The organism is Nocardia sp. NPDC059154, assembly GCF_042755705.1.
Taxonomy (GTDB): domain Bacteria; phylum Actinomycetota; class Actinomycetes; order Mycobacteriales; family Mycobacteriaceae; genus Nocardia.
This window is the reverse complement of sequence record NZ_JBHZCS010000021.1, coordinates 123,726-136,774: the sequence shown is the minus strand read 5'-3', so window position 1 is coordinate 136,774 and position 13,049 is coordinate 123,726. Positions and strand designations below refer to the sequence as shown.

The following is a 13,049-nucleotide window of genomic DNA, read 5'->3' as shown; positions in this document are numbered from 1 at the left end:
CCACGAACGTCCTCGTCTGGGCGCCGGGGGAGCAGGTCGGCCCGCGCGATGAGCGCGAGCAGGTGCTCGCGCATCACCGACTCCAACTGTTTGGTGTGTCCGAAGGTGAACTCCCGCAACAAAATTCCCACTGTCGACGGCGCGTACACGCCGCCGAACAGTTCGGTCATTCCGCCGCTGCGCAGCAGGTCGATGTCGTCGATGCTGTCCGCGCCCGCGCACATTCCCGCGACCAGCGTGGCCAGCTTCGGTGCCAGATTCGCCGTTGCGGACTTGATCCGCGGCGAATCGATGGTGATCTTCTCGTCGAACATGCTGTCCAGGCCGGTCTGTTCGGCCAATGTCATCACCGGGACCAGCCCCGCCGCCGACACGAGGTTGTCGTCATCGAACATTGCCGAGCCGTCGGCGAACGTGTGGAACAATCGCACTGAAAGTGTCTGCCTGTCCTGGTCTTGATTGTTGCGTGAGAACATCAATCATCCCAGCTCAGAAGGCACTTTCTTTATTTCAACACACCCCCAACCTCGGATTGCGTCCACGGATCGAGGTTTAGAAGCCGCGTGCAATCCACTCCGAAAGGTGGGGCGCCTCGGTGCCGATCGTCGTTTCGTTGCCGTGGCCGGTGTACACACGGGTGTGTTCGGGAAGGGTGAGCAGTCGCTCGCGGATCGAGCCGACGATAGTCGGGAAATCGGAAAACGACCGTCCTGTGGCGCCAGGCCCGCCGGAGAACAACGTGTCGCCGGAGAATAGGATGTCTGCTTCCGGAAGATAGAGGCATACGGAACCGGGAGAATGGCCGGGCGCATGAATGACCTCGATTTCTGTGCCGGCCAGCCCGATTCGCTGCTTGTCGGTAAGCGCCCAGTAGGACTGTCCGGGGTGTGTCAACTGCCAGAGCGGGTCGTCGCCGGAGTGGAGCAGCATCGGCGCGAACAGGCCCTCGGCCAACTCTGGCGCGAAGTTGACATGATCGTTGTGTCCATGCGTACAGATAACCGCGACGACCGTGCGCTCGCCGACGGCCTCGATGATGGGTGCGGGGTCGTGGGCTGCGTCGACGACGATCACCTGGTCGTCGTCGCCTACGACCCACACGTTGTTGTCGACTTCCCACGCGCCGCCGTCGAGTTCGAAAACACCCGAGGTGACTACACGGTCGATGCGCAGATTGCCGCTCACAGCACGACCACCGATCGCAGTACTTCACCCTGGTGCATCGTACGGAATGCTTGCTCGACTCCTTCGAGGGAGATGCGCTCGCTGACGAATTTGTCCAAAGGGAGCCGACCCTGCTGGTAGAGGTCAACCAAAACGGGAAAATCGCGCTCGGGCAAGCAGTCGCCGTACCAGGACGACTTGAGCGAGCCACCGCGCGAGAAGAAGTCCACCAACGGCATTTCCAGCGACATGTCGGGCGTGGGAACGCCGACTAGGACGACGGTTCCAGCAAGGTCACGCGCGTAGAAAGCTTGCTTCCATGTTTCCGGCCTTCCGACCGCATCGATGACGACGTCCGCCCCGAAACCGTTGGTGAAGTCCTGAACCGCGGTGACCACGTCAGTGGCGATGGCGTTGACAGTATGGGTAGCGCCGAGGCCCTTTGCCCAGCGCAGCTTACGGTCGTCGCGGTCCACGGCGATAATCGTGGAGGCGCCCGCCAGGCGTGCACCGACGATGGCGGCATCGCCGACTCCGCCGCAGCCGATAACAGCGACCGAATCGCCTCGTCCAATACCGCCGGTGTTGACGGCAGCACCGAGTCCTGCCATCACCCCACAGCCCAGCAAGCCCACGACTGCGGGATCGGCGGTGGGGTCCACCTTGGTGCATTGACCGGCATGGACGAGGGTTTTGTCAGCGAACGCACCGATTCCGAGCGCCGGCGTCAGTTCGGTTCCGTCGGTAAGAGTCATCTTTTGAGTGGCGTTGAACGTGTCGAAGCAGTACTGCGGACGCCCTCGCTTGCAGGCGCGGCATCGGCCGCACACGGCCCGCCAGTTCAAAACGACAAAGTCGCCAACCGCAACGGAATCGACCCCTGCACCGACGCTTTCGACCGTGCCTGCCGCCTCATGGCCGAGAAGGAAGGGGAACTCGTCGTTGATACCGCCCTCACGATAGGTCAGGTCGGTGTGGCAAACGCCGCACGCGGCGATGGAGACAACAACCTCATACGGGCCTGGGTCGGGAACGATGATGTCGATCAACTCGACAGGGGCTCCGCGCTTGCGGGCAACGACTCCACGAACCAGCTGGGACATAACTGCGATTCCTCCATAGCCATCTATCAGTCGAGTCATGCGGTCGCGTGCATGATTCTCTTGGAGGGTAGTTCTAGTTCGATATCCGCGAACCCGATCGAAAGCCGAGGTGCAGACTATCCTTTCGGCGGGGTATCACGATGATTGCCGTTCGATGGCTGTACTGCCAGCGAGATGAGTGTTGAAGGCACGTTCGATGACGTTGCGGCGCTTGTGGAGCTCGGGATCGAAGCGCAGTGCCCGACCGCCGTGTCGGCCCTTGCGTTTGCGGTTGGCGACTTGATCAGAGCGTTCCGGGATGATGGTCTGGATACGTTTGCGCCGCAACAGGGTTCGGCTCGACGCGGCAGAGTAAGCGCGGTGGGCTATCACTACGTCCGGATTTTGGCACGGCGGCCCACCCCCGAAACGTGGTACGGCCACCACTTTGGTGGCTAACCCACCGCGGGAGCGTCCGATCGCATGGTCGGCAGGTTTCATACCCCGGACACCGAATCGCCCGCCGCGTCGGCAGCGTGCTGGTGAGCCCGCACAATCGTCGAATCGATCGAGACCACCCAGTCCAGGTCACCAGTGGTATCGGCCAACGCGGTCAGCACCCGGTCCCAGGTACGGTCAGTGGCGTAGCGGCGGTGGCGTTTCCACACCGTTTGCCACGCCCGAACTCCTCGGGCAGAGCACGCCACGGCAGGCTGGTGCGCAGCCGATACAGCATGCCTTCGACCACCAGGTTGTTGGAAAAATTGCGGCCCATGCGGCCTTCGGATTTCGGCAGCAGTAATTCCAGCAGTTCCCACTGCTTGTCGGTCAGAACCCGGTATCGATCACCGATCGCGGACGCCACGGTGGCCGTGACGCACAATCGACCCCGAACGCGGGGCTGACCGAATCACCGCATTGGGAGACAGAACCCAATCCTTCGCAAGAATAACTCCGGCAGTATTCACCGGCATCGGATGCTAAGGGATGTCCCGTAAGTCGTTGAGCGGCAACGGGTATCGTTTCTCGGGTGGTGATCTCGGCGACAGATCCGGTGATGGTGGAGTTGTTCTCTGGGCTGTGGCCACGCACGTTCGCTCGCCTGATCACCGGGTTGCGGCGCGAGGGCATCGACCGGCCGTTGCGGGGCCGACCGTGGGGGTTGTGTTTCGAAGACCGGGTGTTACTGGTGGCCACCTACTGACGGACGAACCTGACGATGCGTCAACTCGCGGCGGTGTTCGGGGTCTCGAAGTCGGCCGCGGCCCGAGTGATCGACGACCTCGGACCGGCGTTGGCGCTGCGGCCTCGGGCCCGGTTCCCTCGTGGCGCGGTGTTGATCGTGGACGGGACCCTGGTCCCGACCCGGGATCACAAGGTCGCCGCCCAGAGTAAGAACTACCGGTACTCCACCAACCATCAAGTCGTGATCGACGCCGACACCGAACTCGTCGTCGCGCTCGCAAAGCCGTTACCGGGCAACCGCAACGACCCTCGCGCCTGGACCGAATCCGGTGCCGCCCACGCCTGTCGCAACGCGGTGGTGATCGCTGATGGCGGTTACCAGGGCACCGGTCTGATCATCCCGCACCGCCGGGTGCCCGGTGCCGAGCTACCGGAATGGAAACAGGCTCACAACAAATCCCACCGCAGGGTCCGTGCCCGTATCGAACACGCTTTTGCCCGGATGAAGACCTGGAAGATCCTGCGCGACTGCCGCTTACGCGGCGACGGGGTGGGTGTCGCGATGGCAGGGGTGGCGACACTGGCCAACCTCGCCCATGGCTACTGATTATCCGGTCGGCGGACCGATCGCCGTCACCGACCCACACTTACGGGACATCCCTTAGCTAAGTACGATCGGCGTGTCTGTGCTCATCGGCGACTATCTGCACGCCATAGAGAATTAGATTTGACATATGCTCGATGAGAGTGTGGCGGTCCAGTCCATGATCGCCGTGCGGAAGAAGCCAGTCGCCGAATGCCACCAGTCCAGCGGTCATCGCGACAACCAACCGGGTGTTCACTCCTATGGATGAAACGTCGACTCCGCGAATCTGTCCTTCGCGCCCGGCGAGCACCGCGATCTCATCGAGGACCTCGTCAAGCTTGCGCCATAAATCGTTGTTATCCATCGGTGATAGTCCTGACAGGACCATTGTCAGAAAGTCGCGGTGTGCCGTCAAATCGCTCAGTAGGTTGTCCAAGAAGCCGTATATGAGATCCCACAGGGGTATTGGATTGTCGGGACCGGAGCTATCTGCCATCGATTGAAACATGGAGAGGAATTCGCTGAAAGGTCTAAGCGTCGCCACCTGCACAATTTCTTCCGCGCTGGCGAAATGCCGATAGAGGACTGAACGATGCACTCCTGCTTCGCGCGCGATTTCCTGCGCGTTGGCTGACATGCCCTTGCGGACTACCACTCGTTCGGCGGCCTCGAGCAGAAGCCGACGCACCTCTGCCGGTCGACGGCGCGAGGCCGTGCTGCCGGCCTGAGGCGGTGTCTCGGTCGATGCCCGGGAGGCTGGATCGCTATCGGGCTGGCAAGTCGCACCATCATCTCCGTTGGTCACGGCGGCAATGATGCCACCAGGCCGAGGGTTGGCGATACCGCCGCTTGGGCCCGCAGGGCGCGGTCGGCCCATCTACCAGCGAGTATTCGTCAACCGGAGCGGTGGTTCGATAAGAGACGGATGTGTCTCTTGACGGTCGGTTGTTGCAAGTGTTTCACTCGTCACAACGGAGTGGGCAGTTAGCTGAATGAAGGGCATCGCATGGCAAGGGGCGTTGGTCCGGTCGCGAACGATGAGCCGACAATGGGGGTTTCCACAACGGCGATCCGAGCCCGAAAAGGGTTGATTACCAAGGGGGTTCTGAATCCGCAGTACCCGACGTCGTATTGGCAGATCGCTTTCTCGCGTGACCTCGGGCCGGAGTCGGTTATTCCCCTGCGGGTACTCGAACGCGACGTTGTGCTGTGGCGGGATTCACAGGGGATTGTGCACTGCACGGCGGCACATTGCGCCCACCTCGGTGCCAACCTCGGCTACGGCGGCGAGGTCGTCGGCGACACCATCCGCTGCCCGTTTCACGCGTGGCGCTACGACGCCGAAGGTAATGTCTCCCATGTTCCCGGGGTAGCGGGGACTCCGAAGGTGAGGCAATGTCTGCCGACCTATCGCGTGATCGAGCGCTACGGTGCCATCTTTCTGTGGAACGGTCCCGGGGTGCCCGACCATGAACTGCCCGATTTTCTCGCTGATGAGGGCATTGCCGAAGCGGACATCGTCTTTGAGCACGTTCGTTACAAGCTTCCCTTCGCCGCCAAGTGGTTTGTCGAGAATCTGCCCGACGCGGCGCATTTCGCCGGACTTCATCGACTGGGCTCCTGGGGCGACACTGAGATCATTTCCGAGTCGGACACGCGACTCGAGTACATCGCCCACTTCTACGGTCGTGCACCGTATGTGAGCTGGGAGGATCTCAAGCGCAGCTACCGCCGCGGTGAGATGTGGGGAGTGTCCGATGCGGCCGGCGGCGACTTCCACGCCACGACGTATGGCGGCGGACTGCACCTGATCCACCTCACCGCCTCACCGCCGGAATTGATCGAAAGCCGCGCCAAAGTGACTGCGCCGCTACCTCGGGCGATGATCGCTCTCACCGAGAAGGTCAACGACATGAGCGACAGCGCGCGGCTGATCTTGAGTTTCACTCCCGTGGACGTCGACAGTCACATCGTCTACCTCACGATGATCGTGCCGAAGATCAAGAACCCCGTGCTGCGCTTGATCGGAAGACCGGTCGTGCGGTCACTGCTGGTGCGGCGCAACTGGTTTGCCATTATGCAGGACAACTCATTGATGATGTACCGCCAGGAGCCCGAGCACCCCGCCTACAACCGGTTCGACCGCGGCCTGGTGCGATTCCGCAAGTTCTGGGACAGCCGACTGATCGACCGCAGCCTGTGGGCAGGTGACAACGTGCACAGCGCCGGGGCCAGGGCGGGCTGCACATGGCCCGACGATCCGACGAAAGCCGCAGTTGCCGGCGGATCAACCGAGGGTGAGGCGTGATGGCCCGGTTCGTTCTCTTGGTCGCTATACCTTTTGCCGCGATCCTGGTGGCCGGCGAGGCATATCGCAGGTACCGGCGCAAGCAGTTGGTACTGATGCCGAAAGGAATCAATGATGCGCGTGGAGTCACTATGCGCAGCAGCATCAAAGCGGCGGATCCGACCTATGTGGATCGTTGACCTCTGACCTCCCATCCGATATCCGGCTAGGTCCTTGGCCGACGACCCGATCGGTTACATGAAACGGAGATTCATTTCATGCCCCCTCTCGCTAACCGGCGCCTCGACATCGGCGTTCTGGATCCGGATGTGTACGCCAACGGCAATCCTGCAACTTACGGATTGCCGTTGGATCAGTACGCCTACCTGAGGGAAAACGAGCCCGTCTACCTCCAGGAATTCAATGATCCGCTACTGATCGACAGGGTGCGGGTGATCTCACGCTACGAAGACATCTCCGCCATCGACCGGGACCCGCAGACGTTCGCCTTCGATCGCGGCCACCTGAACATCTGGACCATCAACCCGATCGACCCCAGATCCGGCGGACAGCCCGCGATGCTGACCGCCGACATCGAGAATCACAAGCGTCAACGTCGGGTGATCAGCCGCGGTTTTACCCCCAATGTGGTTCGGCGACTTGAGGAGAAGTTTCGCGACTATGCACGCACGGTTGTCGACGAGGCGCTGGCGAAGGGCACGTTGAACTTCGTGACCGATGTCGCGCATGCGATGCCGATGGAGGCGTTGGGTGACGTGCTCGGGGTGCCTCCGGCCGAGCGGGCTCAGTTCTTCAACTGGGTCGACCGGTTCGCCGCGCCGTTCGATACGCGAATCACTCCATCGTTGGAAGCGGTCCTGGAAGCGATCGGCAACCTGATCGACTATTCCACCGATCTCGCCGCACGCAAGCGACTGTCGCCCGAGAATGACGTGATCTCCAAAATGGTGCAGGCCGATGCGGACGATCCTCTGTCCGAGGACGAGATGCTGGGCAATATCGTTCTTCTTGCCAGTGGAGCCGCCGAGAGCACCCGCACGGCGTTGAGCCACGGTATGCACCAGTTGATGCGTGATCCGGATCAGATGGCTTGGCTGCGGGCACATGCGGACGATATCCCCGTTACGGCGCTGCAGGAGTTCGTCCGTATCTCCACCCCGTTCCTGCACTTTGTTCGCACTGTCACGAAGGACATCGAACTGCACGGCCATCCCATCTCCGAGGGCGAGCGAGTGTGCATCCTTTTGGGTGCGGGCAACTTCGACCCCGAGGTGTTCCGCGACGCCGACGTCTTTGATCTTTCTCGGGATACCGACCCCCCGCACCTGAGTTTCGGTCGTGGTCCGCATTCCTGCTTGGGCAAGCACGTGGCGGTTTTGGAGATGAAGATCCTGCTCGAAGAGCTTCTCCAGCGCACCAAGGACATCCGCCCGGCTGGTGAGATCAGTTACGTGCGTGACGTTTTCGCTCGTGGCGTCTACGAGCTCCCCATCACTATCACACCTGCCTGACCGGGATGGGTCTCGTAGGGAGTTCAGTAGCATGACCGAAAACCCCTTCAACCTGGTCGTCTCCGGCCGTCACGTGACGGCCGATGACGTTGTCTCCCTGGAGCTGAGGGATCCTTCGGGCTCGCCGACCACCGCTGCTCTGTGCTCAGCGATGCGGAGTGCGCCGCACAGGACTTGATGATGGTCTGCGTCTCCCGCTCGGCGGGAAAGAGATTGACCCTTGATCTTTAGCGACGATTCGTCTCATAATTATTGGGGCGGGGTACTGGTGAAATCTACCGAGTTTCGTTGTCAGAACAGGAAAATGGCCATGGCCGAAATCCAACTGCCGAGTCGTGCGGTTGTCCCCCCTATCTCCGGCGAGTTGACCGTGATGAGCCCGGTCGACGGCACGGTGATAGCAGCGGTCCCGAATATGACCGATGCCGATGTCGCGGTCCTGGCGGCGCGGCTGCGCGCGGCCCAGCCGGAGTGGGAGGCCCTCGGTACCCGGGGCCGGGGTAAGTGGCTCGGTCAGCTCCGGGATTGGATCCTCGACAATGAGACCCACCTGATGTCGCTGATCCAGCAGGAGACCGGCAAGGTGTATGGCGACGCGTCGATCGAACCATCCTACGGATTGATGGTCCTCAACTATTGGATCAAGAACGCCGAAGAGTTTCTGCGCGACGGCCGTCCCAAACCCGCCAGTCCGACTCAGCTGACCAAGCAGCTTACCGTCAGCTACCGGCCGTTCCCGCTGGTGGGAGTTATCTCGCCGTGGAACTGGCCGCTTGTGATGCCGCTACTGGACATCCCCGCCGCGCTCATGGCGGGCTGTGCGGTGCTCTCCAAACCGTCCGAGCTAACCCCGCTGACCTGGCTCGAGGTTGTTCGCGGCTGGAGGGAGGACATCGAAGCACCCGATGTGCTCGGGTGCGCGACCGGGGCGGGTGCGACCGGCCGAGCGGTCGTCGACGCGGTCGATATGGTCCAGTTCACCGGTTCGGTGCGCACCGGCCGGGCGGTGGCTGCCCGCGCTGGCGAGCGGCTCATCCCCTGCAGCCTGGAACTCGGTGGCAAGGATCCGATGATCGTATTGAACGACGCCGACATCGAGAGGACAAGTGCCGGCGCGGTCTGGGGGGCGTTCGTGAACGCTGGCCAGGGCTGTATCGCCATCGAGCGGGCCTACGTCGAGGCGGGCATCTACGACGACTTCGTGCGCGAGGTCGTCTCGAAGACCGCCGCACTGCGGGTCGGCACGGACATCGACGCGCCGTTTACGGCGGACATCGGCGCCATGTCCAGCGAAGCACAGCTGGCCATCGTGGAACGCCACGTCGACGACGCGGTTGCCAAGGGCGCCAAGGTACTGGCCGGTGGGAAACGTCGGCCCGGTCCTGGTTTCTACTACTTGCCGACGGTGCTGGTGGATGTGGACCACACGATGGACATCATGCGCGAGGAGACCTTCGGTCCTGTCCTTCCCATCATGAAAGTTCCCGATGCCGAGAGCGCGCTGGCGTTAGCGAACGACAGTGCGTTCGGGCTCTCGGGCAGCGTCTGGACCAAGGACCGCCGCAAGGGCGAGGCGCTCGCTGAACGACTCGAGGTCGGGGGAGTCTGCGTCAACAACGTGTGCATGACCAACTTTCAGCTTCCGTTGCCGTCGGGAGGCTGGAAGGACTCCGGTATCGGCGCGCGTTTCGGGGCTGCGGGCGGCATCCGCAAGTACACCCGCGCCCAGGCTCGGGTGTCGGAGCGTGTCGAGGCCAAGTCCGAGGCACACTGGTACCCCTTCACCCCTTTCAAGGGTGGTCTCATCGCCAAAGGCTCGCGTTTCATCGAGGCCCGAGATTGGCGGCGTCGGCTCGGCAGGTCGGCCGGGCGCTGAAAACCGTGGACACGCCGGCTTTTTCGCGTGTCATCCACCCGACACCAGTCCAGGTAGGAGAAATTTCGTGACGACCGTTTCCGAAAGGAAAACCGCCCAGGCCGACCCCCTCGGCCTCGTTACCATCCCAGCCGCTTTCCAGGCGACCGTTGCCAGGGTTGCCGACCGAGTCGCTCTGCGCACCTTGGGTGGCGAGAGCGAGGTCACCTGGGCCCAGTACGGCGAGGAGGTGCGCAAACATGCTGCAGCGCTGTACGGATTCGGCGTTGGCGGAGGCAACACGGTTGCGCTGATGACCCGCAATGTGCCCGCGTTCCACTACCTCGATACCGCGCTGACCCATCTGGGCGCGATTCCGATCTCGATCTACAACACGCTGCCCGCCGCAGACATCGCATGGATCCTGGACAACGCGAGGGTGCGGCTCGCGATCGTCGAGCCGGAGTTCGTCGAGGTGATGCGGGAAGTCCAGCGGCACAACCCGGAACTGGCGAGCATCATCTCCATTAGCGGCGAGGCCGATGGGACCGTCCCGCTGGCGCAGTTGATCAAGAATGCGCCCGCCGGGTTCGATTTCGAGTCGACCTGGCGCGCGGTCGACCCCACCTCCGCTGCCACGGTGAGCTACACCTCGGGCACCACTGGACATCCCAAGGGTGTGGTGTTGAGTCACCGTGCCATCCTGGGTAGTCTGTCCGCCCTCGACGAGGTGATGGACACTGTCGACGGTGGCCGTACCGTGTCTTTTCTGCCGATGGCGCATGTGGCCGAGCGGATGTTCTCCCACTACCGGGGAATCAGATTCGGCTTGACCGTGACCACGTGTTCCGATCCTCGCCTGATTGCGCAGCATCTCGCTGATTCGCATCCGCATTACGTCTTCTCGCCGCCGCGGCTGTTCGAGAAGCTGCGAGCGGCGATTGAGGCCCAGATCGAGCGCAACACCGACTCCACCGGTCCGGCCCTGCGTGAGGCGATCGACCTCGGGCTTCGTGTCGTCGACGCACAGCAGGCCGGTGAGCCGGTTCCCGGCGACCTCGCCGAGCAGTATGCCCAGGCCAAGCGGGATGTGCTGAATCCGCTGCTGGCGACCCTCGGCCTGGACCAGGTGGTTGTAGCGCTCACTGGGTCTGCGCCCGTGCCGCCCGGTCTTGTGCGTTATTTCCTGGCGCTGGGCGTGAACGCGCTCGAAGCATGGGGTATGTCGGAGTGCACCGCGTTCGGGTCCATCAACCGTCTCGACGACGTACGGCTCGGTACGGTGGGGCGAGCCCTTCCCGGTCTGGAACTCGAACTCCTCGACGATGGCGAGATCATTCTGCGCAGTCCCTGGCTGATGACCGAGTACCTGAACCGCCCGGAGTTGACCGCCGAAACCATCGACGCGCAGGGATGGTTGCACACCGGCGATATCGGCGAGTATGACCCTGACGGTCGGCTGAAGATCATCGACCGGAAGAAAGAGCTGATCATCAGCGCTTTCGGCAAGAACATGTCACCGGCCAATATCGAAGCCAAGATCAAGGAAGCCGATCCGGTCATCGGCTCGGTGATCGCTGTCGGCGATGCCCGCCCCTACAACGTCGCCCTGATCGTGATCGATGTCGAAGTCGCCTCGGCGCTGGTAAGCAACGTTGAAGATACCGAGACGCTGTCCACCCATCCGAGAGTGCGGGCAGCGGTCGAGTCTGCCGTCGTAGCGGCCAACGAGCGGCTGTCACGTGTCGAACAGATCAAGAAATTCAGTGTGCTCCCCGACGAGTGGTTGCCTGGCGGCGACGAGCTCAGCCCGACGATGAAGCTCAAGCGCAAGCCCATCCTTCAGAAGTATTCCGATGTCATCGAGGCCCTGTATGGGACCGATGCGAGTAGACGGGGCGAGTAGGCGGGGCGAACGATTCCACGATCCGGCACCTCGTGGTGAATGGCGGCCGCCCACGTGGGCGGCCGCTGCAAGGTTGCGGAATTCTTATGCTGCACTCTAAAATTATATAACAATATAAGTTGCAGTCCGGGGCTTGCGTGGCGACCTGGCTGGGATGGAAAGGGAGTTGATGGCAGTCCAAACCGGCACCACCGTCGTGATGTCCGACGAGGAACGTGCGATTCGTGACGCGGTCGGTGGTATCGCGCGCTCGTTCGGGCCCGACTACTACCAACGGCAGGTCGACGAAGGCGGCAACTGTGCTGAGCTGTGGAAGACGTTGGGCGCCAAAGGATATCTGGGTGTGCACCTACCCGAACAGCACGGTGGGGGCGGCCTGGGGCTGAGCGAGCTCGCCGTTGTTGTGGAGGAAACCGCGATCGCTGGAACTCCACTGCAGTCGATGCTGTTCTCCTCGGGTGTGACCGGAACGGTTCTCGACCGCAGCGCCAGCGAGGAGCAAAAGGCGCGGTGGTTGCCGGGCGTTGCCTCTGGTGAGACGCGGCTGTCGTTCGCCATAACCGAGCCCGACGCTGGATCCAATGCCCACCGCATTACCACCACCGCGCGGCGTGTTGGTGACAACTGGGTTCTCAGTGGCCAGAAGGTGTTCATCACCGGGATGGAGTCGGCCGAGTGGGTGATGGTTGTCGCCCGCAGCAGTACCAGCGAGCGCAGCGGTCGTTCCAGGCTGTCGGTGTTCATGGTGAAGGCCGATTCCCCGGGGCTGACCTGGACGCCCATCCGCACCGTCATGAACCAGCCTGACAGGAGTCACCAGGTGTTCTTCGACAATGTGGAGGTGCCGGCCGACAATATGATCGGCGCGGAAGGTCACGGACTTGCGGTCGCCTTCACGGGCCTGAACACCGAACGCATTCTGACGAGCTCGCTCTGCACCGGGATCGGGCAGTATGCATTGCGTAAAGCCGTCGACTACGCGAATCAGCGGCAGGTGTGGGACCGGCCCATCGGTGCGCATCAGGGCGTGGCTCATCCCCTGGCGGCCGCCCACATCCACTTGCAGTCCGCTATTCTGCTGACCCAGCGAGCATGTCAGCTGTATGACACCGGCGTAGAGGTCGGTGAGCTGGCGAACATGGCGAAGTTCCTCGGTGCGTCGGCAGGGCTGGAGGCACTCGACACCGCTGTTGCGATCCACGGCGGCAACGGCGTGACCTACGAGTATCAGCTGGCGCCCTACTACTGGGTGGTGCGCATGCTCAATATGGGACCCGTCTCGAAAGAGATGATCCTGAATTTCGTTGCGGAGCATTCGCTGGGGTTGCCGCGGTCTTACTGACCTATCCGGCGTTTCCGGGTGAGCCATTTCGCGGCCGCTGTCCGGCCCACCGCCTATACCGGGGGCTGTCCGTTTCGTGGATTACCATCGGGGCGGGCATACGGAGATTG

General features: G+C 62.4%; 11 protein-coding genes and 2 pseudogenes. 7 read left to right on the top strand and 6 right to left on the bottom strand.

Annotated elements, in window-relative coordinates; all coding sequences use genetic code 11:
• The 5 genes and pseudogenes from ACFXN1_RS20030 to ACFXN1_RS20010 form a co-directional block, all read right to left on the bottom strand.
• Nucleotides 1-476, bottom strand: a pseudogene (locus ACFXN1_RS20030) (IS1380 family transposase); the annotation flags it as partial.
• A 76-nt stretch (nt 477-552) separates the two neighbouring features.
• Complete coding sequence (locus ACFXN1_RS20025; RefSeq protein WP_379446683.1) at nt 553-1,185, bottom strand: MBL fold metallo-hydrolase; 633 nt, start codon at nt 1,183-1,185, stop codon at nt 553-555.
• Entirely contained in the window at nt 1,182-2,267 is a 1,086-nt protein-coding gene (locus ACFXN1_RS20020) for an S-(hydroxymethyl)mycothiol dehydrogenase (RefSeq protein ID WP_379446682.1), read from the bottom strand. Before ACFXN1_RS20020 ends, ACFXN1_RS20025 begins: the two co-directional genes overlap by 4 nt.
• 135 nt (nt 2,268-2,402) lie before the next feature.
• Complete coding sequence (locus ACFXN1_RS20015; protein ID WP_379446681.1) at nt 2,403-2,747, bottom strand: hypothetical protein; 345 nt, start codon at nt 2,745-2,747, stop codon at nt 2,403-2,405.
• Nucleotides 2,748-2,859: 112 nt separating this feature from the next.
• Nucleotides 2,860-3,111, bottom strand: coding sequence for a transposase (locus tag ACFXN1_RS20010; protein ID WP_379446680.1), 252 nt, complete (start codon nt 3,109-3,111; stop codon nt 2,860-2,862).
• A gap of 192 nt (nt 3,112-3,303) precedes the next feature.
• Between ACFXN1_RS20010 and ACFXN1_RS20005 the strand changes: the two are divergent.
• Nucleotides 3,304-4,038: pseudogene (locus ACFXN1_RS20005) on the top strand (transposase).
• 58 nt (nt 4,039-4,096) lie between these two features.
• On the opposite strand, the gene ACFXN1_RS20000 reads toward ACFXN1_RS20005, so the two are convergent.
• Complete coding sequence (locus ACFXN1_RS20000) at nt 4,097-4,822, bottom strand: TetR/AcrR family transcriptional regulator (protein ID WP_379439602.1); 726 nt, start codon at nt 4,820-4,822, stop codon at nt 4,097-4,099.
• A 243-nt stretch (nt 4,823-5,065) separates the two neighbouring features.
• Between ACFXN1_RS20000 and ACFXN1_RS19995 the strand changes: the two genes are divergently transcribed.
• The 6 genes from ACFXN1_RS19995 to ACFXN1_RS19970 all read left to right on the top strand — a co-directional run bounded on the left by ACFXN1_RS19995 (nt 5,066) and on the right by ACFXN1_RS19970 (nt 12,939).
• Nucleotides 5,066-6,325: a Rieske 2Fe-2S domain-containing protein gene (locus tag ACFXN1_RS19995; RefSeq protein WP_379439604.1), complete on the top strand. Its 1,260-nt coding sequence runs from the start codon at nt 5,066-5,068 to the stop codon at nt 6,323-6,325.
• Complete coding sequence (locus ACFXN1_RS19990) at nt 6,325-6,504, top strand: hypothetical protein (protein ID WP_379439605.1); 180 nt, start codon at nt 6,325-6,327, stop codon at nt 6,502-6,504. The genes ACFXN1_RS19995 and ACFXN1_RS19990 overlap by 1 nt, the downstream gene beginning before the upstream one ends.
• Before the next feature lie 78 nt (nt 6,505-6,582).
• The gene (locus tag ACFXN1_RS19985; RefSeq protein ID WP_379439607.1) at nt 6,583-7,836 is read left to right on the top strand and encodes a cytochrome P450; all 1,254 of its coding nucleotides are present in this window, start codon (nt 6,583-6,585) and stop codon (nt 7,834-7,836) included.
• 304 nt (nt 7,837-8,140) lie between these two features.
• The gene (locus ACFXN1_RS19980; RefSeq protein ID WP_379463644.1) at nt 8,141-9,712 is read left to right on the top strand and encodes an aldehyde dehydrogenase family protein; all 1,572 of its coding nucleotides are present in this window, start codon (nt 8,141-8,143) and stop codon (nt 9,710-9,712) included.
• 67 nt (nt 9,713-9,779) lie between these two features.
• Nucleotides 9,780-11,597 carry an AMP-dependent synthetase/ligase gene (locus tag ACFXN1_RS19975; RefSeq protein WP_379439608.1) on the top strand — a complete coding sequence of 606 codons (1,818 nt, stop codon included), beginning with the start codon at nt 9,780-9,782 and terminating at the stop codon, nt 11,595-11,597.
• 133 nt (nt 11,598-11,730) lie between these two features.
• Nucleotides 11,731-12,939, top strand: coding sequence for an acyl-CoA dehydrogenase family protein (locus tag ACFXN1_RS19970; protein ID WP_379439610.1), 1,209 nt, complete (start codon nt 11,731-11,733; stop codon nt 12,937-12,939).
• The last annotated feature ends 110 nt before the right edge of the window (nt 12,940-13,049 follow it).